General features: G+C 71.1%; 18 protein-coding genes and 1 tRNA gene. 10 read left to right on the top strand and 9 right to left on the bottom strand.

What is annotated here, in order from left to right; genetic code table 11:
- Nucleotides 1–12 precede the first annotated feature (12 nt).
- From J2Y69_RS01415 to J2Y69_RS01395, 5 genes are all read right to left on the bottom strand, one after another.
- Nucleotides 13–1,605 carry an ABC transporter substrate-binding protein gene (locus J2Y69_RS01415; protein ID WP_310016767.1) on the bottom strand — a complete coding sequence of 531 codons (1,593 nt, stop codon included), beginning with the start codon at nt 1,603–1,605 and terminating at the stop codon, nt 13–15.
- 27 nt (nt 1,606–1,632) lie between these two features.
- Nucleotides 1,633–2,571 (bottom strand): serine hydrolase, encoded by a 939-nt coding sequence (locus J2Y69_RS01410; RefSeq protein WP_310016765.1) that lies wholly within the window; start codon nt 2,569–2,571, stop codon nt 1,633–1,635.
- Nucleotides 2,568–3,956 carry a serine hydrolase domain-containing protein gene (locus J2Y69_RS01405; protein WP_310016763.1) on the bottom strand — a complete coding sequence of 463 codons (1,389 nt, stop codon included), beginning with the start codon at nt 3,954–3,956 and terminating at the stop codon, nt 2,568–2,570. The genes J2Y69_RS01410 and J2Y69_RS01405 overlap by 4 nt, the downstream gene beginning before the upstream one ends.
- Before the next feature lie 238 nt (nt 3,957–4,194).
- The gene (locus J2Y69_RS01400; RefSeq protein WP_310016761.1) at nt 4,195–5,520 is read right to left on the bottom strand and encodes a serine hydrolase domain-containing protein; all 1,326 of its coding nucleotides are present in this window, start codon (nt 5,518–5,520) and stop codon (nt 4,195–4,197) included.
- Entirely contained in the window at nt 5,520–7,001 is a 1,482-nt protein-coding gene (locus J2Y69_RS01395; protein ID WP_310016759.1) for an amidohydrolase family protein, read from the bottom strand. Before J2Y69_RS01395 ends, J2Y69_RS01400 begins: the two co-directional genes overlap by 1 nt.
- 1,124 nt (nt 7,002–8,125) lie before the next feature.
- Between J2Y69_RS01395 and J2Y69_RS01390 the strand changes: the two genes are divergently transcribed.
- The 7 genes from J2Y69_RS01390 to J2Y69_RS01360 all read left to right on the top strand — a co-directional run bounded on the left by J2Y69_RS01390 (nt 8,126) and on the right by J2Y69_RS01360 (nt 16,075).
- On the top strand, nt 8,126–9,976 hold the full coding sequence (locus J2Y69_RS01390; protein WP_310016757.1) for an ABC-F family ATP-binding cassette domain-containing protein: 1,851 nt from the start codon (nt 8,126–8,128) through the stop codon (nt 9,974–9,976).
- A gap of 112 nt (nt 9,977–10,088) precedes the next feature.
- Nucleotides 10,089–11,873 (top strand): Na+/H+ antiporter, encoded by a 1,785-nt coding sequence (locus tag J2Y69_RS01385; protein ID WP_310016755.1) that lies wholly within the window; start codon nt 10,089–10,091, stop codon nt 11,871–11,873.
- A gap of 65 nt (nt 11,874–11,938) precedes the next feature.
- Nucleotides 11,939–12,457 carry a hypothetical protein gene (locus tag J2Y69_RS01380; protein ID WP_310016753.1) on the top strand — a complete coding sequence of 173 codons (519 nt, stop codon included), beginning with the start codon at nt 11,939–11,941 and terminating at the stop codon, nt 12,455–12,457.
- Nucleotides 12,458–12,515: 58 nt separating this feature from the next.
- Nucleotides 12,516–13,148 carry a DUF305 domain-containing protein gene (locus J2Y69_RS01375; protein WP_310016751.1) on the top strand — a complete coding sequence of 211 codons (633 nt, stop codon included), beginning with the start codon at nt 12,516–12,518 and terminating at the stop codon, nt 13,146–13,148.
- Nucleotides 13,149–13,301: 153 nt separating this feature from the next.
- Nucleotides 13,302–14,219: a MetQ/NlpA family ABC transporter substrate-binding protein gene (locus J2Y69_RS01370; protein WP_310016749.1), complete on the top strand. Its 918-nt coding sequence runs from the start codon at nt 13,302–13,304 to the stop codon at nt 14,217–14,219.
- A gap of 123 nt (nt 14,220–14,342) precedes the next feature.
- A complete protein-coding gene (locus tag J2Y69_RS01365; RefSeq protein ID WP_310016747.1) occupies nt 14,343–15,416 on the top strand; it encodes a methionine ABC transporter ATP-binding protein in 1,074 nt (357 codons plus the stop codon).
- Nucleotides 15,416–16,075 (top strand): methionine ABC transporter permease, encoded by a 660-nt coding sequence (locus tag J2Y69_RS01360; RefSeq protein WP_310017024.1) that lies wholly within the window; start codon nt 15,416–15,418, stop codon nt 16,073–16,075. Before J2Y69_RS01365 ends, J2Y69_RS01360 begins: the two co-directional genes overlap by 1 nt.
- A gap of 412 nt (nt 16,076–16,487) precedes the next feature.
- Here the strand turns inward: J2Y69_RS01360 and J2Y69_RS01355 are convergent, their stop codons facing one another.
- The 3 genes from J2Y69_RS01355 to J2Y69_RS01345 form a co-directional block, all read right to left on the bottom strand.
- Nucleotides 16,488–17,429, bottom strand: coding sequence for a pseudouridine synthase (locus tag J2Y69_RS01355; protein ID WP_310017022.1), 942 nt, complete (start codon nt 17,427–17,429; stop codon nt 16,488–16,490).
- Between the two features lie 574 nt (nt 17,430–18,003).
- Entirely contained in the window at nt 18,004–18,513 is a 510-nt protein-coding gene (locus J2Y69_RS01350; protein ID WP_310016745.1) for a MarR family winged helix-turn-helix transcriptional regulator, read from the bottom strand.
- 69 nt (nt 18,514–18,582) lie between these two features.
- On the bottom strand, nt 18,583–19,050 hold the full coding sequence (locus J2Y69_RS01345; protein ID WP_310016743.1) for a GNAT family N-acetyltransferase: 468 nt from the start codon (nt 19,048–19,050) through the stop codon (nt 18,583–18,585).
- A gap of 138 nt (nt 19,051–19,188) precedes the next feature.
- Between J2Y69_RS01345 and J2Y69_RS01340 the strand changes: the two genes are divergently transcribed.
- The 3 genes from J2Y69_RS01340 to J2Y69_RS01330 all read left to right on the top strand — a co-directional run bounded on the left by J2Y69_RS01340 (nt 19,189) and on the right by J2Y69_RS01330 (nt 21,736).
- Nucleotides 19,189–19,260: transfer RNA gene (locus J2Y69_RS01340), tRNA-Gln, on the top strand.
- A gap of 1 nt (nt 19,261) precedes the next feature.
- Nucleotides 19,262–20,692, top strand: a complete 1,431-nt coding sequence (glmU, locus tag J2Y69_RS01335; protein ID WP_310016741.1) for a bifunctional UDP-N-acetylglucosamine diphosphorylase/glucosamine-1-phosphate N-acetyltransferase GlmU — start codon at nt 19,262–19,264, stop codon at nt 20,690–20,692.
- Between the two features lie 9 nt (nt 20,693–20,701).
- Nucleotides 20,702–21,736 carry a ribose-phosphate diphosphokinase gene (locus J2Y69_RS01330; RefSeq protein WP_310016739.1) on the top strand — a complete coding sequence of 345 codons (1,035 nt, stop codon included), beginning with the start codon at nt 20,702–20,704 and terminating at the stop codon, nt 21,734–21,736.
- A 260-nt stretch (nt 21,737–21,996) separates the two neighbouring features.
- On the opposite strand, the gene J2Y69_RS01325 is transcribed toward J2Y69_RS01330, so the two are convergent.
- Nucleotides 21,997–22,863 carry a LysR family transcriptional regulator gene (locus J2Y69_RS01325; RefSeq protein WP_310016737.1) on the bottom strand — a complete coding sequence of 289 codons (867 nt, stop codon included), beginning with the start codon at nt 22,861–22,863 and terminating at the stop codon, nt 21,997–21,999.
- Nucleotides 22,864–22,956: the final 93 nt, after the last annotated feature.

The following is a 22,956-nucleotide window of genomic DNA, read 5'->3' as shown; positions in this document are numbered from 1 at the left end:
CCTCCGCGTCGATCACTCGAACATGCGGATCGAGGTGGGATCGATGCCGTCGCTCTCGGTGAACTCCGCCTTGCTGGCGAAGGTCGAGCGGGGCTGGTCGGCGTAAGGGACCACGGCGACGTTCTCGTAGAGCGCCTTCTCGGCGGTGCCCCAGTCCTCGCATCCGCCGCTGCCGGCCTGCTGCGAGGCGGCGGCCACCGCCGTGTCGTAGTCCGTGTTCGCGATCGCGGCGAAGTTCGACCCGTTCGGCGGCGTCGGGCCCGAGTAGAACGGGATGAGCATGCTGGGCATGCTCACCGTGAGCGGGACGCCGGAGACGTCCCAGTCCCCGGTGGAGAAGAGCGCCTCGTTGATCGCCGGGGAGTCGGCGCTGCGCACGGTCAGGGCGACGCCGAGCTTCTTCCACGACGCCTGGACGTACTCCGCGGCGGCCTTCCCGGCGTCGCCGAGGACCGAGGGGGACAGCAGCGTCAGCTCGAGCCGCTTGCCGTCCTTGGCGCGGACGCCGTCCGAGCCGGTCGTCCAGCCGGCCTTGTCGAGCGCGTCGCCCGCTGCCTTCTCGTCGAAGGACGGCAGGTTCCCGGAGACGACGTCGGCGCGGCAGGGGTTGGGGGAGACCGTGACGAGGCCGGTGGGCTTGGTCCCCTCGCCGGTCGTGATGATCGTCCGCAGCTGGTCCAGGTCCAGCGCCTGGGTGAGCGCCGTCCGCACGGCCTTGTCGGACGTGGGGCGGCCTTCGTGCTGGTTGTAGAGGAGCTGTCCGGTGGGGGCGGGGAGGTTCGTGGCGAAGTAGCCCTGGTCCACCAGCCGCTTCTTGTCCGGACCGATCACGCCCGCCGCGGTGATCTCCCCGGAGAGGAGGAGGTTGACGGCGGTGGTCTCATTGGGGACCACCCGGAAGGAGACCTTCTCGGGCAGGCCCTTCTGCGCGGGGTCCCAGTCACCGGCGCCCCAGGTGAAGTCGGTGCGCCGCGTGAGGGTGTACTGGTTGTTCGGCGACATCTCGGTCATCGTGAACATCCCAGTGGCGCCCTTGCCCTTGGCGAGCGCATCCGGGTCGTTCAGGACGTTCCCGCACACGATCGCGATGCTGCCGATGTTCTCCAGCAGGAACGCGTCCGGCCGGCCGCTGGTCACCGTGACGGTCCCGGCGGCGTCGTCGCCGACCGCCGTCGTCCCCGGCTGCACCTGGAGCCCGATCAGCGGCGAGCCGTTGGCGGGGTCGCCGACGTAGGTGATGTTGGCGGCGACGTCCTTCGCGGTGATCGGCGTGCCGTCCTCGCAGGTCGTTCCCGTGCGGAGGGTGAACGTGGCGCCGGTCGTGTCGGACTGCCAGCTCTCGGCGAGGCCGGCGACGATCGTGCCGTCCGGCCCCGTCTCGACGAGCCGGGCGTAGAGGAAGCGGTCGATCGCTCGGGCCACCGACATGACGGTGACGAGGGGGTTGAGGGTCCCCGGATCCGTGCCGATCGAGAGGGTGAAGGTCTTGCCGTCGGCGAGAGCGCCGCCGGCGGAGGGGGATGACGGGCCGGCGGAGCCGGCGCAGGCGGTGAGGGCGAGGGCCGATGCGCCGAGAAGGGCGACCAGCGGGGCGGGGGAACGCATGGGTGTGCCTCCTGAGATGGGGGACGGTCAGAGTGTGCGGGCGCGCAGATGCTCGACCGCGGCGAAGCCGGCCTCGCCGATCGAGGCGTCGACCGAGGGGAGTCGGGGGTCGAACGAGTCGGCCCTGGTGAAGACGGCGACGGCGTACTGGCGTCCGTCCGGATAGGTGACGACCCCGGCCTCGTTCCGCCAGGACGGCACGGTCCCCGTCTTCGCGGCGATCTGGACGTCCGAGGGGAATCCGGACGACAGTCGATGCGGCCAGATCTGCCGCGACATGATCTCCCGCGCGGCGGCGGCGCCGGCAGGTGGCGCGGCGGCATCGGTCCACAGCGCGTTCAGCAGCGTCGTGACGTCGCGGGGCGTCGATGCCGAGGTGCGCAGCGGATCGACCATCGACAGCGAGCCGAGCGTCTCGGGGGTCGCTCGGGCGAGGACAGCCTCCAGGTCCTCGCCCGGGGCGACGCCGAGGTCGCCGGGGATGGTCGCGAAGAGGTCCTCGCAGCATCCGATCAGCCGGGTCCGGTCCAGGGCGAGGTCTGTGATGACCCGGTCCACGGCCTCCCGGCCGAGCCGGTGGTAGATCACGTCGGTCGCGGCGTTGTCGCTCATGGTCATCATGAGGGTCGCGAGATCCCGCCAGCTCACCTCGACGTCGTCCAGGAAGCCGGCCGTGCCGACGCCTCCGATGCGGTAGCGCGCCGTGACCGTGCCCCGGCTCTCGGGGTCCAGGGTGCCGTCCTCGACGGCCCGCGCATAGGCGGTGAGCACGAGGATCTTGAAGACCGAGGCGAGGACGACGGGCTCGTCGGCGGCGACCGAGACCTCAGGGCCTCCTTGCACGCCCACCTCGCGGGCGTGCAGGTGACCGGTCGCGCCCGCCGCGGCGAACACGTCGGCGATCTGTGCGGACACCGCCTCGGCATCGGTCTCCGGCGTGACGTCGGTCACGGACCCGGTGCTCATGCGTCCACCCGGCGATCCGCGCGTCCGGTGTGCAGGAACTGCGCGCGACCGGATCCGTCGTCGCCGACGAAGGCGTGGGGCAGGTGGATCCCGTGCGTCGTCTCGCGGGTGACGAGGGAGTCGCCGCGCCAGCCGATCAGCTCCATGGGCTCGGGCGCCGGGCCGAGCTCGGCGAAGATGCCCTTCGGCACGCGGTCCAGCCAGATCCGGCCCGCCTCGTCCAGACGCACCGTGCTGTCGGCGACGGAGGAGCTGTAGGTGCCGAGGATCCGGTCCAGATCCACCTCCGCCGGCTCCGCGGGCGGGACGGGGAAGGAGGGGACCACGATGCCGGCCAGCTGGTCGAACGCGCGGCGGACGATCTCCTCGAACACCTCGACCGTGCCGCCGCCGTTGGTGAGGACGACGACGGCGACGCCCGCCTCCGGGGCGATGCGCAGGAAGGCGTTCTGCCCGATCGTGCCGCCGTCGTGGCCGATGACCGTGCCGCCCTCCCAGTCGAAGATCTCCCAGCCGAGGCCCCAGGCGTTGCCCATCAGGCCGAGGTCGGGGAGCTCGACCTGACGCTCCTGCATCGCGGCGACGCCCGCCGCCGAGAGCACGCGCGTGCCGTCGGCCGCGGTGCCGCCGTCGATGTGCATCCGGGCGAAGCCGAGCAGGTCGCGGGCCGTCATCGCGAGCATGGATCCGGCCGGGGCGTTGGAGCGGACGAGGTTCCACACCGGGGCGGGGACGACGCCATCGCTGCCCGGTGCGGGGATGTGCCCGAGCGCCGCGCGGAACATGATCGCCTCCGATGCGCTCGTGGCGACGCGGGGGAGGCCGAGCGGCGCGATCAGGTGCTCGCGGAGGGCCTGGTCGTAGGGCTTGCCGCGGAGCACCTCCACGATGCGGCCGAGGACGACGAACGCGGCGTTGTTGTAGGAGAAGCGCTCGCCGGGGGCGAAGAGCTGCGGCACGTCGGCGAGGACGCGGATGTACTTCTCCACGCAGTCGTCGCCGACGCCGGTGTCGGTGAAGATGTCGCCCTCGAACCCGGAGACGTGGCTGAGGAGCTGGCGGACGGTGATGGCGGAGGCGGCGTCCTCGTCCGCGATGGCGAACTCCGGAACGTAGGAGCGGACCGGCAGGTCCAGGTCGACCAGACCGTCATCGACCAGCTGCATCACGAGCGTGGTGGTCCAGACCTTCGTGATCGACCCGATCTGGAACACCGAGTCGTCGTCGGCCTCCACGCCGGTGCCGAGGTTGAGGATGCCCGCCGAGGAGGTGAAGACCTCGTCGCCGACGAGGACGCCGACGGAGGCGGCGGGGACGCCTGCGCGCTGGATCAGACCGGGAAGGGTCTCGGCGACCCAGGCGCCGAGATCGGACAGGTGAGACATGACGTGCTCCTCTTCATTGAGTGAATCCGCGTCGGGTGCGGCGCGAGCGATGTCGGGATGGCGATGGCCCCGAGCGTATTCACCGGTGTGGTTCCGTCGTTCGTCGTGGACGACAAGAGTTCATTCTCAGTTCGTGCTCCTCGCCCAAGCGAGTCGAGGCGGACGATTTGGGCGCGCGGGCGGACGCCGGGACCGGGATCCGGATCCCGGTCCGGACCCCCGTTCCGGCTGCCCGTCGTCAGATCCGTCGTGCGGCGCGCATCCCGAGGTGGAGGAACTCGTGGCCGTCCGCGGTGGTCAGGAAGCGCCCGATGGGCTGCCCTCCGGCGCTGCGGATCACGAGGTCGTCGCCGAGGCGGCCGCGGACCGTCGGGAGCGGCGGGATGCCCTGGGCCGCGAGGTCCGCGCGGAGCTCCGAGGAGATGACGAGCTCGTCGCCCTCTCGGTCCACGATCCACTGCCACTGGTTGACGTCGTATCGCCCGCGCAGGTCGTCGGCCGTGGGATCGGAGGCGGCTGCGACCTCCTCCGGCTCTCCCGCACGCACGCCGCGGAGACGGTCGAGGCACCAGGCGAGGATCCGCGTGCCCGCCTCCTTGCCGCCCGCGCTGTTCGTGAGCACGGTGACGGCGAGGTCGTGGTCGGGGGCGAGGGCGAACGCGCTCAGCTGCAGGTTGCTGACGTTGCCGCCGTGCTCGACGATCCGTGCATCCCCCTGCCGGCGGATCAGCCAGGGGAGGCCGATCGCGTCCATCGGAGGGCTCGCCGCGATCTGCGGCTCCTGCATCCGCAGCCGGGTGGCGTCACCGAGAGGCGCGGTGCCCGTGCTCTCGCCGCGGAGGTGGAACCGGGCGTAGCGGAGCTGGTCGCCCACGGTGGACAGGACGCCGCCCTCCGGGGCCATGCCGCGTCCCAGGGGCCAGGTCCGGGGGACGGCGGCGATGCCGTCCGTCACGGTGTGGCCGACCGCGTGCGGCCGGGTCAGGGCGTCCCAGGGGTGATACACGCTCTCGGTCATCCCGAGCGGCTCGAAGACGGTCTCGCGCACCACCTCCTCGAACACCCCGTCCGCGACGACCGCGACGATCCGGCCGAGGACGCGGAGGCCGCTGTTGCTGTACGAGGTCAGGGCGCCGGGCGGGAACAGCTGGGGGAGCGGATCGATGCCCTCGACGCTGCGCTCCAGGGCATCGTCGCCCCATCCGTCGGCGCCGTCCGCGTCGCCGAGGAATCCACCCGAGTGGGTGAGGAGGTGGCGCACGCGGAGCGCTGCGAGGGCGTCGGGGTCCTCGAGGCGGAGGTTCGGCAGGATCTCCGCGACCGGGGCGTCGAGGGAGAGCGCGCCCTCCTCGACGAGCCGCATCGCCGCGGTCGCCGTCACGGTCTTCGACGTCGAGCCGATCGCGAAGAGCGTGCCCTCCGTCACGGGCGTCCCGGTCTCCGCCGAGGCCACGCCCGTCGTCAGGACGTGGTCCGCGTCGCCGTCCACGATGCCGACGGCGATCCCCGGCACCTCCAGCTCCGCGGCCATGGCGTCCAGCTCGTGCTGCAGGTCATCGATCATCAGGGTTCTCCTCTCACGGCCCGGCCGGGGTAGGCGTCGGTGAGCAGCGCGCCGTCGCGGACGACCGGCGTCCCGCCCACGAACAGGTGACGGACGCCCGCCGAGGGCCGGGTCGGGTCGAGATAGGTGGCGGTGTCCGTGGAGGAGAGCGGGTCGATCAGCACGAGGTCGGCGTCCGCGCCGATGCCGAGGTGGCCCTTCGCGCGCATCGACGGCGCCGCCGCGTCCAGGACGCGCGCGGGCAGGTAGGCGCAGCGGCGGAACGCCTCGTGCCAGCTCCATGCACCGGACTCGCGCACCATGAGGCGGATCGACTTCGCGAACGTGCCCGCCGTGCGCGGGTGCGTGCGGCCGCCCGGCGGCAGCGGCCACTCGCGGGAGTCGTGCCTGGTCCCGGCGGGGTCCGGCCAGGCCACGGGCATCGCGTCGCTGGCGACGATCGAGTCCGGATAGGCGAGCGAGCGTCGGAGGTGGGCGCGGTCGGCCGGGTCGTCCTCGTCCAGGAAGGTCACGATGCACGGTGCGCCAGGGTCGGTCGCCCGGATCTCCCGCAGACGCCCGACGTCGGCGATGCGCTCGCCGGTGTCCACGAGGACGATCGACTGCGGCGTGATCCCGAGGCCCGCGAGCTTCTCGGGTGCGAGGAAGTAGGCGCCGACGCCCGTGCTCCCCGCGCCGTAGGGGTAGGCCTCGACGGTCACGCGGGATCCCGCGGCCTGCGTGCGCTCCAGCAGGCCTAGCACCCGATCGATCCGGCGGAGGGACGTGCTGTTGACGTGGCAGTGGTGCATGTGGGCGCCGGTCTCGCCGGCGGCGCGCACGAGCTCCTCCGTGCCGTCGATCGGGGTCTCCGGATCGGCCTCGACGAGCTCCCTCACGTGAGTGAAGGTCGGGGCGTTCGCGGCTGCGGCCAGGCGCGCGACCTCCAGGTACTCCGTCGGATCGGTGCGCGGCGCGTAGCCCATGAGCACGCCGATGCCGATCGCGCCGGCGGCCAGCTCCCCCTCCAGCGCGGCGAGCCAGCGCCGGCGCTCGGCGGGGGAGGAGGAGCGCTGCCACTCCGGGTCGCCGAGGAGTCCGAGGGCGGCGACGAGATCGGCGACGGGGGCGAGATCCAGATGCGCGAGCGCGCGGGCCTGTGCCCAGGAGGCGGAGAAGCCGTAGTTCAGCGGCCGGCCGTCGGCGGAGGCCCGGGCGATCGCCTCGGCCACCGGCATGAGGCCCGCCTCCAGGTCCAGCGCCGTCGTCACGCCGTCCATCGCCTGAAGACGATGACCCGCGATCGAGTGCACATGGCTGTGCAGGTCGATGAAGCCGGGGCCGACGACGAGGCCCGCGGCGTCCACGACCTCGGCGTCGTCGGGCACGGCGAGGTCGGCGCCGATCGCGGCGATGCGTCCGTCGGCGATGAGGAGATCCGCGACAGCATCCCGATCCGTCCCCGGATCGATGACCCTGCCGCCTCGCAGAAGTGTGTCCACGCTCACACCGTGTCAGATCGATCGGCCAGGGACTGGGCCGGGAGCACGAAGTGGGCGGCATCCGATCGTCCGTCCGGACAGGACCCGCCGCCCCGCGCCCGTTCCTGCTCTCTTCCTGCCTCTCGTGCTGTCCCGCTTGCTGCCCCTCGTGCTGCCCGGCTTGCTGCTTCTCGTGTTGCCCTGCTTGCTGCCCCGGCGTGGCAGTTTCTGTCGCGTTCTGTCGGCCCGGCGGGCCCATTCTGTCGGCCAGATGCAGCTCTGTCGGCCAGTTGGGCTCGGATTGGCCGACAAAAGTGGATCGGCCCGACAGAAGTGACCGCAGTGAGCAGGCCCGAGGGGAGTGTGTGTGGCCGACAGGAGTGGGTTGGGCCGACAGGAGTATGTGGGCCGACGGGAGTGTGTCGGGCCGATAAGTGTGTCGGCCCGACAAGATTCGGTCCGACAGGAGGGTGCTGGCCCGCAGCATCCGTGCGTTCTGTCGGCCTGGTGCATGTTTGTCGGCCGATTCAGCCGGTATTGGCCGACGGAAGTGAAATTGGCCGACAAATCTGTCGGTGCGACAGGAGATTGGCCGACAAAGTGTGTCGGGGCGACAGGGGGATGTCGGCCGACAGGAGCAACCGGTCGGGTGGCTAGGCGGGCGTTCATCCGATCCCGATCCAGCTTCCTCAGCCCGCTGCCTCCCTGCGTTCTGTCGGCCCGATGCACCTCTGTCGGCCGATTCAGCCGGTATTGGCCGACGGAAGTGAAATTGGCCGACAAATCTGTCGGTGCGACAGCGGTGATCTGCATGCCCCTCGGGAAGCAGCGGGCATATCCCGAGGGAACAGGCCCAATGTCCGTCCGGACCTGAGGGGCCACCTGCTACCCCGCCACCTCCGTGCACTCTTGTCGGCCCGATGCACCTCTGTCGGCCGATTCAAGCCAGAGCATCCGACGGAAGTGGATCGGTCCGACCTGGTGACGGCATCCACCCACCACGAGGCGCCCGCCTGACCGGTACCGCACCCGCCCGCGTAACAGGCATCCCGGGGAACCGCACCCACCCGGGGAACAGACATCCACCCGACGGAACAGCCGGCGCCCGGCGGAAGGGGAACGCCGCCGACTACCCTGGGAGGGACATGGCACATCTTCTCGGGGCCGAGGGCCTCCATCTCGAGTTCCCCACCCGCATCGTCTTCGACTCCGTGACCCTCGGCATCGAGGAGGGGGACCGGATCGGCATCGTGGGGCGCAACGGCGACGGCAAGTCGAGCCTTCTCGCGATGCTCGCCGGGCGCCTCGAGCCGAATGCGGGTCGTGTCACCGTGCGCGGGGGCATCCGGATCGGAGTGCTGGATCAGGCCGATGTGCTCGATGACGGGCTCACCGTCAGCGCGGCGATCGTCGGAGACGCGGCGGAGCACGAGTGGGCCGGGGATCCGCGCGTGCGCGAGGTGATCGACGGACTCGTCGGCGACCTGGCCTGGGACGCCCCGATCGCCGCCCTGAGCGGTGGCCAGCGGCGCCGCGTTGCGCTCGCACAGCTCCTCGCCGGCGACTGGGACGTCATCGCCCTGGACGAGCCGACCAACCACCTCGACGTCGAGGCGATCACCTGGCTCGCCGGGCACCTGAGGAAGCGGTGGACCGCGAACCAGGGCGCACTCATGGTCGTGACGCACGACCGGTGGTTCCTGGACGAGGTGTGCACCGAGACCTGGGAGGTGCACGACCGCATCGTCGAGCCGTTCGAGGGCGGCTACGCCGCGTACATCCTGCAGCGGGTGGAGCGGGACCGGATGGCGGCGGCCACCGAGGCGAAGCGGCAGAACGTCGCCCGCAAGGAGCTCGCGTGGCTCCGCCGAGGGGCACCGGCGAGGACAGCGAAGCCGAAGTTCCGGATCGATGCCGCGAACGCGCTGATCGCCGACGTCCCGGAGATCCGCAACACGGTCGCGCTGCAGTCCCTCGCCGTCTCCCGCCTCGGCAAGGACGTCGTGGACCTCATCGACGTCGGGGTCACCTTCCCCGCCACCGACGTCTCGGCGGAGCGGGAGGTGCTCCGCGACGTGGAGTGGCGGATCGCCCCCGGCGAGCGCACCGGCATCCTCGGCGTGAACGGCGCGGGCAAGTCGACGCTGCTGGGGATCGTCTCGGGGGAGATCAGGCCGACCGCGGGGCGCGTGAAGCAGGGCAAGACGGTGCAGGTGCGCACCCTCACGCAGCGTCTGGACGAGCTGCAGGACGTCTGGGACAAGCCGGTCCGCATCGTGATCGAGGGCCTCCGTACCTCCTACACGATCGGCAGCGGATCCAAGGCGCAGGACCTCACCCCCGGGCAGCTCCTGGAGCGGCTCGGCTTCTCCTCCGCCCAGCTCTCGACGCCCGTGAAGGACCTCTCCGGCGGACAGCAGCGGCGGCTGCAGCTGCTGCTCGTGCTGCTGGACCAGCCGAACGTCCTCATCCTGGACGAGCCCACGAACGACATGGACACGGACATGCTCGCCGCGATCGAGGACCTGCTCGACTCGTGGTCGGGCACGCTCCTCGTCGTCAGCCACGACCGCTACTTCCTGGAGCGCGTGACCGATCAGCAGTACGCGATCCTCGGCGGCCGCCTCCGGCACCTCCCCGGCGGGGTGGACGAGTACCTGCGCCTGCGCAAGCACGAGCAGGCCACCGCCCCGGCGGGCCAGGCAGCAGGTCCCGCCCCGACAGCAGGAAGCACAGCAGGAGGCGCGGCGGGAACAGCTGCCGCGCCGGCGCTCGACGGCGCCGCGCGGCGAACGGCCGAGAAGGAGCTGGCGGCGCTCGAACGGCGGATGCAGAAGCTGGCCGCGCAGATCGCCGCCGCCAAGCATGCGCTCGCCGATCACGACCAGTCCGACTACACCGGCCTCGCCGATCGGATGAAGGCGATCTCCGCCCAGGAGGCCGAGGTCGAGGAGGCCGAGCTGCGCTGGTTCGCGCTCACCGAGCAGCTGGGCTGAGCCCTCTCGCCCTTCCACAGGCGGCGCGGCGGGAATACGGTGGCGTCACAGGACGCTGTGCCAGGGGCATGTTCGCGGATCCGCTCGCGCACGGCAGAGAGGGGAACGCCGTATGGAGGGACTCGAAGTCACCGTCCTGCTCGGTCTGACGATCCTGGCGGGGACGATGCTCGCGCCGCGGCTGCGGGTCGCGCTGCCGCTCGTCCTGGTCGTGTTCGGCCTGCTGCTCGGCTTCGTGCCGGCGCTCAGGGAGGTGCAGCTGCCGCCGGAGACGGTGCTGCTGCTGTTCCTGCCGGTGATGCTCTACTGGGAGAGCATCACGACGTCGCTTCGCTCGATCCGTCGTGACTTCCGTTACATACTTCCGATGAGCACGCTGCTCGTCGTCGCCTCCGCCTTCGCGGTGGCCGCCGTCGGCACGCTCTTCGGCGTGCCGTGGGAGATCGCGCTGATCCTCGGCGCCGCCGTCGCCCCGCCGGACGCCACCGCCGTCGCCGCCCTCGGGCGACTGCTGCCGCGCCGCGGGTTCATGAAGCTGAAGGCGGAGAGCCTGACCAACGACGGCACGGCCCTCGTGCTCTACGCGATCGCGGTGTCGCTGGCGATGGGCGGGAACATCTCGCCCCTCTCCGTCACGATGACCGTCGTCGTCTCCTACCTCGGCGGCATCGCCGCCGGCGCGGTCGTCGCTGCGCTCGCCTGGGCGCTGCTGCGTCGCATGACCACCACGATCGCGATCAACGTCGCGATGCTGCTCGTGCCGTTCACGGCGTTCCTGCTCGCCGAGCTGATCCACGCCTCCGGAGTCCTCGCGGTCGTCGTCGCGGGGCTGATCGTGGCCTTCCTCGGCCCGCGGATCAGCACCGCGGCATCGCGTCGTCAGGCGGAGGCGGTCTGGCCGTTCGGGGTCTTCCTCCTCAACGGGGCGCTGTTCGTCCTCATCGGCCTCGAGGTGCAGTGGGTGGTGCACCAGACCTCGTTCGAGATGATCGGCCGGCTCGTGCTGGTGACGCTCGCGGTCTGGGCGACGCTGCTCGTCGTGCGTTTCCTGTTCCAGCTGCTCTCGGCACCGTTCCAGCGCATCGCGGGCACGCCCCAGCATCCGCGTGGGCTCCGCACCCGGGCACGGGTCGTCAGCACCGTCGCCGGGATGCGCGGCGCCGTCTCCCTGGCGATCGCCCTCTCGGTGCCGCTGACCATGCCGGACGGCTCGCCGCTGGCGGGGCGGGACGAGATCGTCTTCGTCACCGCGGGCGTCATCCTGCTGAGCCTGCTCGTGCAGGCCCCGGCCCTGCCCGCCATCGTCCGCTGGGCCGGCTTCCCCGTCGACCACGCGGAGGACGAGGAGTACGAGCTCGCCGAGCGCGCGATCTCCGGGGCGGCGATGGCGGCCCTCGACGACCTCGCGACCGAGCACGCCATCAGCGCCGAGGTCCGGGACCGGGTCCGGCGCGAGGGGTACGAGCGGCTGGAGCTCGCGAACGCGCGGGCGATGGCCAGGGAGCGCGCGCTGATCGACGCCGAGGTCGGTGCCATGGAAGCGATGCTCGACACCCCCGACCCGCTCGCGGCGACGACCGGCGACGCGCGTGCCGACACCGATGCCGACGCGGATCTGGTCGACGGCGTCGGCGGGCCCTCCGTCCTCTCCGACCTCCCGGACGGGACGACGCTGCAGATGATCGCGACCTCGGAGGACGTGGACCTGCTGCAGCGCTCGCCGCTCCTCCGGCATGAGGAGCTCGCCCGTCTGAAGCTCGCGATGCTGGAGCACAAGCGCGGCGTGCTGCACGGCCTCCGTCGCGCCGGCACGGTCGATGACCTCGTGGTCCGACGCATCTCCGCACGCCTGGATCTGGAGCAGGTCCGCCTGCAGGGGATCGAGGACGTCGACTGAGGGATCCGGAGCTGCGGTAGCATCCTTCCTATACCCCGGATGGGTATAGGAAGGATGTCGTGGCGATGCCGAGGATGTTCGGGCTGGCGCTCCTGCTGCTCGCGGGCCTCCTCGGGATGCACATCTTCAGCGGCTCCGCCGTCGACCACGGCGCGCATCTCGCCGCCCTCCCCGGAGCCGGTATTGATGCCAGTGCCAGTGCCAGTGCCAGTGCCAGTGCCAGTGCCAGTGCCAGTGCCAGTACCGTCCCCTTGGCCGGATCGGCGGGCGCGCCGATGGCGGCTCCGACGACCGTCCCGATGAGCGCTTCGATGACCGCTCACGGCATGCCTGCCCCGACCTCCCCGCACCCGATGTCCCTGCACCCGATGTCTCAGGACGAGGGGATGTCGAACGGCGGGACAGTGCATGAGGGGATGACGGCCTGCGTCCTCGCGCTGCTCGCGGGGCTCCTGCTGCTGTTCCCGCCGCTCGTCCCCTTCCTCCTCGCACCTCGTTGCATGCTCGCCGCACACGGCTCGGCCCGCGCGCTCGCCGGGCCACGGCCGCCGTCCCTGCATCTCCTCTCGATCAGTCGCACGTGATCCGGGTCCGGCCGCCCGGCCGGATCCGCACGTTCACGACATCGAGAAGGAGAAGCACATGACCACGTTCACCCGCGCGCTCGGAGCCGGCGCGCTCGTCCTCACCCTGGCCCTCGCCGGCTGCACCGCGACCGGCGGCCAGGACCCTGCGCCGGGGCACGGCGCTCACGGCGCATCGACCGCCCCGTCGCCGGGATCGAGCGGCGCCCCCACACCAGCCAACCCGTCTGCCGGCGCACCCGCGCCCGCGGACACCATGTTCGTCACGATGATGATCCCGCACCATCGGCAGGCGATCGAGATGGCGGACGTCCTTCTCGGCAAGGACGGCGTCGATCCCCGCGTGATCACGCTCGCGCAGGCGGTGAAGGCCGCCCAGCAGCCCGAGATCGACCGGATGCGGGAGTGGCTGGCGGACTGGGGCGTCGAGGAGCCGTCCGATTCGGGCGGCATGGATCACGGCTCGGGCATGATGACCGAGGCCGACATGACCGCGCTCGCGAGCGCTCAGGGCGCCGAGGCGGGACGCCTGTTCCTGGAGCAGATGATCCGGCATCATGAGGGCGCCGTCGGCATGGCCCAGGAGGCGCTCGAGGGCGCACGGATCCCCGAGGTCCGCGCGCTCGCCGCGCAGGTCATCGAGGACCAGACGGCCGAGATCGCGGAGATGCAGGGGCTGCTCACGGAGTGACGCGGTGGGGCGGACCGGGCGCTCCTGGTCCGCCCCATCCGGGGCCGCCGCTGCCCTCCTCGGAGGCTGTGACGCTCTGTGACGAACCGATTCGGGTGACACCGGGTCCCGCGCATAGCGTGTCGTCGTCCCCCGAGAGAGGAACTCACAGCCATGTCCCGTCGTATCACCTCCGTCCTCGCCGCCGTCGCGGCGACGGCGGCTCTCGCCGTCGCCCTCGCCGGCTGCGCATCCGGATCCGCCGCAGCACCCAGTACCGAGCCCACCGGCTCCAGCGACAAGCCCGTCAAGATCGGCGTCGTCGGCAAGAGCGACCCGCAGTGGCCCGCTTTCGTCGATGCCGCGAAGAAGGAGGGCATCACCGTCGAGCTCATCGACTTCGGCTCCTACGAGCAGCCCAACCCCGCGCTCTCCGAGGGGGAGCTGGATCTGAACCAGTTCCAGCACATCGTCTACCTCGCGCAGTACAACGTGAAGTCCGGCAAGGACCTGCAGGCGATCGGCTCCACGGCGATCTACCCGCTCGGTCTGTACTCGAAGAAGCACAAGGACGTGAAGGAGATCCCGGCCGGAGGCACGGTCGCGGTCCCGGACGACGCCTCCAACCAGGCGCGCGCCCTGCTCGTGCTGCAGTCGGCCGGCCTGGTGAAGCTGAAGTCCGGCGGCACTGCGCTCTCCGATCTCGCGGACGTGGACACCGCTGCGTCCAAGGTCAAGGTCACGGCTCTGGAGGCCGCCCTGATCCCGACGTCCCTGCCGGATGTCGACGCCGCGATCATCAACAACGACTTCGTGAAGGATGCCGGCCTGACCTTCGCCGACGCCCTCACGCAGGACGACGCCAAGGACGCGAGCGCGCAGCCCTACGTGAACATCTTCGCCGCACGTGCGAAGGACAAGGACAACCCCACGTACCTGAAGCTCGTCGAGATCTTCCAGACGGACGCCGCTGTGCAGGAGGGCCTCAAGAAGGCATCCGGTGACGTCGGCGTCCCCACCGTCCTCCCCGCCGCCGACCTGCAGAAGGTGCAGGCCAAGGTCGAGGCCGATGTCAAGGCCCACAAAGGCTGAGCCTTCGGGCTGACCGGCGGTGGGGGGGAACCTGCCGCATACGAGAGAATCGGGCGACGCAGATCCGCGTCGCCCGATTCGGTGTCACGAGAACTGCGCCGCAGAAACGGAACCGGAGAGCCCATGCCGATCGTGAGCCTGCAAGGCGTCACCAAGACCTATCCGCCCACCGCGCGGGACGGCGCTCCCGTCGTCGCGGTCGACGACGTGTCTCTCGACATCGCTCAGGGCGACGTGTTCGGGATCATCGGATATTCCGGAGCCGGGAAGTCGACCCTGGTACGGCTGATCAACGCGCTCGAGCCGACCACGAGCGGCCGGCTCGTCGTCGACGGCGTCGACATCACGACCCTTCCCGAACGTGAGCTGCGCCGAGTGCGCGGCGGCATCGGCATGATCTTCCAGCAGTTCAACCTGTTCGCGTCGAAGACCGTCAAGGCCAACATCGCCTACCCCCTCAAGCTCGCCGGATGGCCCAAGGCCGACGTCGATGCGCGGGTGGCCGAGTTGCTGCAGTTCGTCGGGCTCGCGGACAAGGCGAAGGCGTTTCCCGAGCAGCTCTCCGGCGGCCAGAAGCAGCGCGTCGGCATCGCGAGGGCTCTCGCGACCCGCCCGGCGATCCTGCTCGCCGACGAGGCGACCAGCGCCCTCGACCCGCAGACCACGCACGAGGTGCTCGACCTCCTCGCCCGGGTCAACCGGGAGCAGGGCGTCACGATCGTCGTCATCACCCATGAGATGGACGTGATCCAGACCCTCGCCACCAAGGTCGCCGTGATGGAGAGGGGGCGCGTCGTCGAGCAGGGCGACGTGTTCGAGGTGTTCTCGAACCCGCAGAACCCCGCGTCGCAGCGCTTTGTCGGAACCGTCATCAAGGGCATCCCGTCGCCGGCGGAGCAGGCGTCGTTGCGTGAACGGCACGAGGGGCGTCTCGTCACGTTCTCGTTCCGCGACGGTGACTCGTCGCAGGCGCAGGTGTTCCTGGACCTCGTCGAGGCGGGTCTCGGGTTCGAGCTGATCTACGGCGGCATCAACGACATCCGCGGCCGCGCCTTCGGGCACCTCACGCTCGCGATCCGGGGACAGGAAGCGGCGATCGACGCCGCGCTGCAGAAGATCCGCGCGCATGCGACGGTGACCGAGATCGGATCCGATGCGCCGGCGGGCACGGCATCGACAGAAGGCGGGGTGCGGTGATGGACCGCCTCATCGAACTGCTTCCGGACTTCTGGCAGGCCGCGCTCGAGACGCTGTACATGACCACCTTCGCGCTGGCGATGGCGGGCGTGATCGGCACGATCATCGGCATCGGCCTGTACGTCACCCGTCCTGGTGGGCTGCTGCCGAACCGTCCGGCGAGCCTGCTCATCGGGTTCCTGGTGAACTTCTTCCGGCCGATCCCGTTCGTCATCTTCATCGCGGTCCTGCAGCCCTTCACGCGCCTCGTGATCGGCACGGGCATCGGCATCAACGCCGGCGCCTTCGCGATCGGGATCGCGGCGGCGTTCGCGATCGGACGCATCGTCGAGCAGCATCTCGTCTCGGTGTCGCCCGGTGTGATCGAGGCGGCGCGTGCGATGGGCGCGGGGCCCTGGCGGATCCTCTTCACCGTCGCGATGCCCGAGGCGCTCGGCCCGCTCATCCTCGGCTACACGTTCATCGTGGTGGCGCTCATCGACATGACCGCGATGGCGGGGCTGGTCGGCGGCGGCGGTCTCGGCGCCTTCGCCCAGGTTTACGGCTTCCGGCAGTTCGAGCCGGTCGTGATGTGGGCGGCGATCGTGCTGATCGTGGTGTTCGTGCACCTCGTGCAGACCCTCGGGACCTGGCTCGCCCGGCGCATCATGCGCCGCTGACCCCCGCGCGCGCCCGCGCCCTCCGGCCCTGCGGTCGTGTGCGCCCGCGCCGCCTGCTCGCTCGCGACGCCCGCCTCGCTCGCGACGCCCGCCTCGCTCGCGACGCCCGCCTCGCCCGCTGGCCCGCTCGCGCCCGCTGGCCCGCTCGCGCCCGCTGGCCCGCTCGCGCCCGCTGGCCTTGCGGCTGTGTGTGCCCGCGCCGGTCGTGCGTGCTCGGCGTTCCGGCCCGGCCAGCTCAGCTCCCGCTCGCTTACTCGCTCGCCCCGCCCACGCCCCCGCCCGCTGGCCCGCTCGCTCCGCTGTTCCGGCCCGGCCTGACTCGGCCTCCGATCCATCGCTCCCGTCGCGAAATGTGCCGCTCCGAGCCGCGCCGAGCGGCACATTTCGCGACGGGAACCGGTCGGTGGGCCGGTCAGCGGGCGGGCGGGGCGTCCTGAAGGACGCGTTTGGTGCGGAACTCGCGCGGCGCCCCGGAGAGCGGGTCCGTGAAGCGGAGCTCCCGGGCGAGGAGCTGGAGGGGGCGGGTGAAGTCGTCCGGGGCCTCCGGCAGCAGCTCCGGATAGAACGGATCGTGGAGGATGCCGGCGCCGAGCGCCGCCAGGTGCACGCGCAGCTGGTGCATGCGTCCGCTGTGCGGTCGCAGGAGCGTGTGCAGGACGCGATCGTCTGCGCCGATCAGCTCGACGAGGGTCTCGGAGTTCGGCTCCCGGTCCGGGGCCACGCGCACGCAGACGTTCCCGCGGAGCTTCTCGATGTGATTGCGGTGCACGATCGGGAAGGGCAGGCCACCGAGGCGGGGATCGGCGGGGTCCCAGTCCGGCGGCAGCGCGGAGACGGCCTCGTATACCTTCTCGACGCGGCGGTTTTCGAACAGCAGCTGATAGGCGCCGCGGGTGTCCGGACGGGCGGAGAACATCAGGATTCCGGCCGTCGCGCGGTCGAGTCGGTGGATCGGGGTGAGCTCGGGGTTGTCGAGCCGATTGCGGAGCCGCACCAGCGCGGAGTTCTGCAGGTACTTGCCGCCGGGGGTCGTGGGCAGGAAGTGCGGCTTGTCGATCACGACCAGGTGGTCGTCGACGTGCAGGATCTCCTCGTGGAACGGGATGTCCCGCTCCACGAGCGGCTCCCGGTAGTACCAGACGAACTCCTGCGCGCCCAACGGGGTGTCCCGGTTGAGCGGTGCGCCGTCGCGGGCGACGATCTCGCCCTGGTCGAAGCGGCGGAGCAGGCGATCGGGCTCGAGGTGGAAGAACCGCTCGACCATGTAGGCCGAGATCGTCGGCCACGACCCCTGGAGCGGCACGTGCAGCCGGGTCGCGCCGACACCGTCGCGGACGGGGAGCGGCGAGCGCATTCCCATGGATCGACCTCCGAGCCGTGCCGCCCGCCGGCGACGGGTACCGGTCCACCTTAGCCAGCAGCCGGTGCAGGAGCACGGCGAACCGGTCCCGGACGCGGCCGTGCGTCCGGGCGAGATTCCGGCCCACGCTTCCGGGCGGGATTCCGGGTGGGATTCCGAGTGGGATTCCGAGTGGGCTTCCGGCCGCGCTTCCGGGAGGGGCTCCGGGAGGGGCTCGCGCTGGCCTGCACTTGCTCGCGCTGTCGTTTCCTGAACCTGCCTCTCGCGCTGTCCTTTCCCGCATCCGGATGGCCTCGCGCTGCTGTTTGTCGCTCGCGCTGCGGGGATTTCGGCAACGCGGACAGGGAATAGCAGCGCAGCTGGGAGGTGCAGCGCGGCCGAGGGGTCGTGATGTTGCGCTGCACTTTCCTGGGTGGCGCTGCTCTTTCCTGCACTTGGATGGCGTCGCGCTGCTGTTTGTCGCTCGCGCTGCCGATATCTCCGCAGCGCGGGCAGGGAATAGCAGCGCAGCCGGAACAGCAGCACCGAAACAGCAGCGCGGGCAGGGAACCGCGGCGCGACGCCCGGGTCAGACGTCGAAGCTCAGGCTGAGCTTGCGGAGGAGGCCCGCCAGCCGCTCGCGGTCGCCGCGGGGGAGCGCGGCGAGGAGGGTGGCCTCGGCATCGACCAGACGGGTGATCGCCGCATCGACGCGGACGCGGCCGTCGTCCGCGAGGGTCACCAGGACGCTCCGGCCGTCGCCTGGATCGGCCTCGCGTCGCACGAGCCGACGACCGACCAGGCGGTCGATGCGATTGGTCATGGTGCCGCTGGAGACCAGGGTCTGCTGCAGCAGCTGCTTGGGGGAGAGCTGGAACGGGGCTCCGGCCCGGCGGAGGGCGGACAGCACGTCCCACTCCCACGCCTCCAGGTCGCTGCGGCGGAAGACGTCGCGACGCGCGCGGTCGAGCAGGCGGGAGAGACGGTCGACCCGCGAGAAGACCTCGAGCGGCGCGAAGTCCAGATCCGGCCGCTGCGATCCCCAGGCGGAGACGATCCGGTCGACCTCGTCGCCGGTCGCGCTCTCGCTTGTGCTCATCCGCCCATTATCGCGCGAGGTCGCCGGTCGCTGCCGTGCGAGCCCTGGTCGCCTTGCCTCTCGCCTGCCTCAGCCATCGAGGCGCCGCGTCAGGAAGAGGCTGTGCGGATCGTCGACGTAGGAGCCGAACGGCGCGCTCTCATCGAAGCCGGCCTTGGCGTACAGGCGGTGCGCGGGCCAGAAGAAGTCCGATGACCCGGTCTCCAGCGACACACGACGGATGCCGCGGGCGCGGGCGTCGTCCAGCAGCGCGCCGAGGATCGCGGAGGCGATCCCGCGCCCCCGCATCGACGGCTCGGTGCGCAGGGACTTGATCTCCTCGTGCTCCGGCCCGAGCGTCGTCAGCGCGCCGGTCCCGGCGAGGACGCCGTCCAGGAACGCGGCGAACAGCCGGACATCGGGTGCGAGCAGCGCGGTCGTCCCCAGCGCATGGCGGCTCTCCGGCGGCGCGGTCGGCTCCATGTCGCGGAGGTGCGCGGCGAGGAAGTCCTCCAGAGCGGGAGTGGCGGAGCGCACGAGCTCGATGCTGATCGTCATGCCCTCACGCTGCCTCATCGCCGTTACGACGGTGTTGCGCTCGGGTTCCGGGCCGATCACACCGCGACCCGGCATGACGGACGCACGAGGACGCGCGTGGCAGAATTGCTGGGTGGCGCGGGGGAACCGGCGCCGCGGTCCGCCGTGGTGTAATGGCAGCACGACAGCCTTTGGAGCTGTGAGGTCTAGGTTCGAGTCCTGGCGGCGGAGCATGACCGGTAACAATCTCGCCATCATCGTCCTGGCCGCGGGCCAGGGGACCCGTATGAAGTCGCGGCTCCCCAAGGTGCTCCACCCCATCGGCGGCAGGCCGCTCGTCGGCCACGTGCTGGCGACCGCCGCCCGCCTCGGCGCCGAGCACATCGAGGTCGTCGTCCGCCACGAGCGCGACCGCGTCGTGGAGGTGCTCGCCGAGCAGTACCCGGACGCGATCGTCGTCGACCAGGACGAGATCCCCGGGACGGGTCGTGCCGTGCAGGTCGCGCTCGACGCGCTGCCCACCGGCTTCGACGGCGACGTGCTCGTGCTCTCCGGCGACGTGCCGCTGCTGGAGGCGGCGACACTGCAGCACCTCGTCGACGGGCACCGCGCGGCGGCGGCCGCGGCCACCGTCCTCAGCGCGATCGTCGACGACCCGACCGGGTACGGACGCGTCATCCGCGGGGACGACGGCGGCGTCGCCCGCATCGTGGAGCAGAAGGACGCCACGGCCGACGAGGCGGCGGTCACCGAGATCAACTCCGGCGTGTACGTGTTCCGCACGGCTCCGCTCCGCGCCCAGCTCGCCAGGGTCGGCACGGACAACGCCCAGGGCGAGATGTACCTCACGACCGTGATCGGCCTGCTCCGCGAGGAGCGGGAGACGGTCGCCGTCGAGATCGCCGACGACACCGAGGCCACGTTCGGGGTGAACGACCGCGCCCAGCTCGCCGAGGCCGCCCGGACGCTCAACGACCGGATCGTGCGTCACTGGCAGCGCGAGGGCGTGACGATCCTGGACCCGGCGACCACCTGGATCGACGACGACGTGACCCTCGCATCCGATGTGACGATCCTCCCGAACACGCAGATCCTCCGCGCCACGACCGTGGCCGAGGGTGCGACGATCGGCCCGGACACCACCCTCGTCGGCTGCGAGGTGGGCATCGACGCCTCCGTCCGCCGCACGGACGCGACGCTCGCCGTGATCGGCGACGGCGCCACCGTCGGCCCCTTCTCCTTCCTCCGCCCCGGGACCGTGCTCGGCGCCAACGGCAAGATCGGCGCCTACGTGGAGACGAAGAACGCCCAGATCGGCGAGGGCAGCAAGGTCCCGCACCTGTCCTATGTGGGCGATGCGACGATCGGGCGAGGCGTGAACCTCGGCGCGAGCACCATCACCGCGAACTACGACGACGTGCACAAGCACCGCACCGAGATCGGAGACGAGGTGCACACGGGGTCGCACACGGTGCTGGTCGCGCCGGTTAGGCTGGGGGACGGTGCGAAGACAGGCGCCGGAGCCGTCATCCGCAAGGATGTCCCCGCCGGCGCCCTGGCCATGAGCGTCGCCCCTCAGCGCAACATCGAGGGGTGGGTCGAGAAGAACAGGGCAGGCACGGGGGCCGCGGACGCGGCATCCCGTTCACGATCGGCGGAATAGGCGGGTCCGATGGGGCGCAAGAAGAAGACGGTTGAGCTGGATCGCGAGAACGGGGTCGCCCCCGGCCTCATCGCCAAGACGAAGAAACGGCTCGTCGTCGCCGGCGGCCGGTCGCATCCGGCGCTGACCGCGGCCGTCGCGGAGGCGCTCGGCACCGAGATCGCTCCGGTCGAGCACCGCACGTTCGCCTCGGGCGAGATCTACGCCCGTTTCGAGGTGTCGATCCGCGGGTGCGACCTGTTCATCGTGCAGTCGTTCGGCGAGCCGGTGAACGAGTGGCTCATGGAGACGCTCATCATGCTCGACGCCGCGAAGCGCGCGTCGGCCAAGCGCATCACGGTCGTCGCCCCGTACTACCCGTACTCCCGGCAGGACAAGAAGGGCCGAGGGCGCGAGCCGATCAGCGCGCGCCTCGTCGCGGACATGCTCAAGACCGCCGGCGCCGACCGGGTCATGAGCGTGGATCTGCACGCCGCGCAGATCCAGGGCTTCTTCGACGGTCCGGTGGACCACCTCTTCGCCAAGCCGGTCCTGCTCGAGCACTTCGAGGAGAACCTCACCGCCGAGGACCGCGAGACGCTCACGGTGGTCTCGCCCGACATGGGTCGCGTCCGCGTCGCGGACACCTGGTCGGACAGCCTGGGCGCCCCCCTGGCGATCATCCACAAGCGTCGCGACCCGAAGGTCGCCAACCAGGTCTCGGTGCACGAGATCGTCGGAACGGTCGACGGGCGCACCTGTCTCCTCGTCGACGACATGATCGACACCGGTGGCACGATCGTGAAGGCGGCCCAGGCGCTCAAGGCCAGCGGCGCCCGGCGGGTGATCGTCGCGGCCACGCACGCGATCTTCAGCGATCCCGCGAACGTGCGCCTTCAGGACGAGGCGATCGACGAGGTCGTCGTCACCGACACGATCCCGTTGACCGAGTCCCGCCGCTGGGACCAGCTCACGATCCTCCCGATCGCGCCGCTGCTGGCGCGCGCGATCAAGCAGGTCTTCGAGGACGGCTCGGTCACCAGCATGTTCGGCGGCGACGCCTAGACATCAACACCCAGGGGCGTGTGAGTCGCGAGGGCGCGGGCTCTCTGACGCCTCACCTCTGTGACCGCACCTCCACAGTCTCGAACAGACGCGGCGCGTGCCCCTCGCTACGGCCGAGGGGCACGATCGTCGTTAGAGGCGGGCGGGCGTCAGCGGCTCCACGCGGTCGGTGCCGGTGCTTTCGCGGACGCGGGGGAGCGCCTCGGTGAGACTCGCCGCACGGCTCCGCCCGTCCGCGAAACCGGGCAGCACCGCGAGTGCTAGCCGTTCGGCAAGGGGCTCGGGAAGAGCCGCTGCGTCGCCGCGCGGACGAGGTCGGCGACGGCTCGGGATCTGCGGTGCGGCGGCCAGGCGATGACGGTCGTGACCGCCGGCGCGTCCGGCACCGGCACGATGGCGTGATCGCCGTGGAGCTGGTCCCGGAGGGACTCGGGCATGAGCGCACATGCCCGGCCGAGCGCGATCAGCTGGGTCAGCTGGGTATGGTCGCGGACCTTCGGGCCGGGGCCGTCCGGAAAGCTCCCGTCCGGCCGCGGCCAACGGGGCAGGGGCAGGTCCGTCAGCGCCTCGACCTCCGCCATCGACACGTATGGTCGGCCGGTCAGCGGGTGTCCCGCGGGCAGGACCACGATCTGATGCTCGGTGTGCAGGTCCTCGGCGTCGAACCCGGTCGTCGTGTCGTAGGGACGCTGGAGCAGCGCAATATCCGCACGCCCGTCGCGGAGCATGCCCTCCGACTCGCCCGGTCCGCAGAGCAGCACCTCGATGGCGACAGCGGAGGGCTGGGCGGCATATGCGTCCAGCAGCCTCGACACCAGCTCCCTGGACGCCCCCGCCTTGGTGGCCAGCACCAGGCCGGCCTGGTCGGCGGCGGCGCGGCGGGTGCGGCGCTCGGCGGCCTCCACCGCTTCGAGGGCGAGCCGGGACTCCTGCAGGAGCACCGCTCCGGCGTCGGTCAGGGCGATCGCGCGAGAGGTGCGATGCAGCAGGACGACGCCCAGCCGCCGTTCGAGCTGCTGGATTGCGCGTGAGAGCGGCGGTTGCGCGATCGAGAGCCGTTGTGCCGCCCGTCCGAAGTGCAGCTCCTCGGCGACGGCCACGAAGTACCGCATCTCCCTCGTCTCCACCCGGTCATGGTATCCGGCGATGATCAGGGTCGATACCCGTGGGGTATCGCCGCCCACCCGATCGGTCTTGGACGCCGCACCAGGAACCGCGCC

Origin of the sequence: Microbacterium resistens (genome assembly GCF_031456305.1) — a bacterium.
GTDB classification, from domain to species: domain Bacteria; phylum Actinomycetota; class Actinomycetes; order Actinomycetales; family Microbacteriaceae; genus Microbacterium; species Microbacterium resistens_A.
The sequence above is the reverse complement of the archived record's forward strand: the minus strand, read 5'-3'. Positions and strand labels throughout refer to the sequence as shown.

Coding starts and splice junctions, on each gene's coding strand:
- J2Y69_RS01355 (WP_310017022.1), bottom strand. CDS start 17,429: ATGCGCTCGCCGCTCCCCGTCCGCGACGGTGTCGGCGCGACCCGGCTG.
- J2Y69_RS01405 (WP_310016763.1), bottom strand. CDS start 3,956: ATGTCTCACCTGTCCGATCTCGGCGCCTGGGTCGCCGAGACCCTTCCC.
- J2Y69_RS01385 (WP_310016755.1), top strand. CDS start 10,089: ATGGAGGGACTCGAAGTCACCGTCCTGCTCGGTCTGACGATCCTGGCG.
- J2Y69_RS01360 (WP_310017024.1), top strand. CDS start 15,416: ATGGACCGCCTCATCGAACTGCTTCCGGACTTCTGGCAGGCCGCGCTC.
- J2Y69_RS01410 (WP_310016765.1), bottom strand. CDS start 2,571: ATGAGCACCGGGTCCGTGACCGACGTCACGCCGGAGACCGATGCCGAG.
- J2Y69_RS01365 (WP_310016747.1), top strand. CDS start 14,343: ATGCCGATCGTGAGCCTGCAAGGCGTCACCAAGACCTATCCGCCCACC.
- glmU (WP_310016741.1), top strand. CDS start 19,262: ATGACCGGTAACAATCTCGCCATCATCGTCCTGGCCGCGGGCCAGGGG.
- J2Y69_RS01370 (WP_310016749.1), top strand. CDS start 13,302: ATGTCCCGTCGTATCACCTCCGTCCTCGCCGCCGTCGCGGCGACGGCG.
- J2Y69_RS01390 (WP_310016757.1), top strand. CDS start 8,126: ATGGCACATCTTCTCGGGGCCGAGGGCCTCCATCTCGAGTTCCCCACC.
- J2Y69_RS01400 (WP_310016761.1), bottom strand. CDS start 5,520: ATGATCGATGACCTGCAGCACGAGCTGGACGCCATGGCCGCGGAGCTG.
- J2Y69_RS01375 (WP_310016751.1), top strand. CDS start 12,516: ATGACCACGTTCACCCGCGCGCTCGGAGCCGGCGCGCTCGTCCTCACC.
- J2Y69_RS01415 (WP_310016767.1), bottom strand. CDS start 1,605: ATGCGTTCCCCCGCCCCGCTGGTCGCCCTTCTCGGCGCATCGGCCCTC.
- J2Y69_RS01345 (WP_310016743.1), bottom strand. CDS start 19,050: ATGACGATCAGCATCGAGCTCGTGCGCTCCGCCACTCCCGCTCTGGAG.
- J2Y69_RS01330 (WP_310016739.1), top strand. CDS start 20,702: ATGGGGCGCAAGAAGAAGACGGTTGAGCTGGATCGCGAGAACGGGGTC.
- J2Y69_RS01380 (WP_310016753.1), top strand. CDS start 11,939: ATGCCGAGGATGTTCGGGCTGGCGCTCCTGCTGCTCGCGGGCCTCCTC.
- J2Y69_RS01350 (WP_310016745.1), bottom strand. CDS start 18,513: ATGAGCACAAGCGAGAGCGCGACCGGCGACGAGGTCGACCGGATCGTC.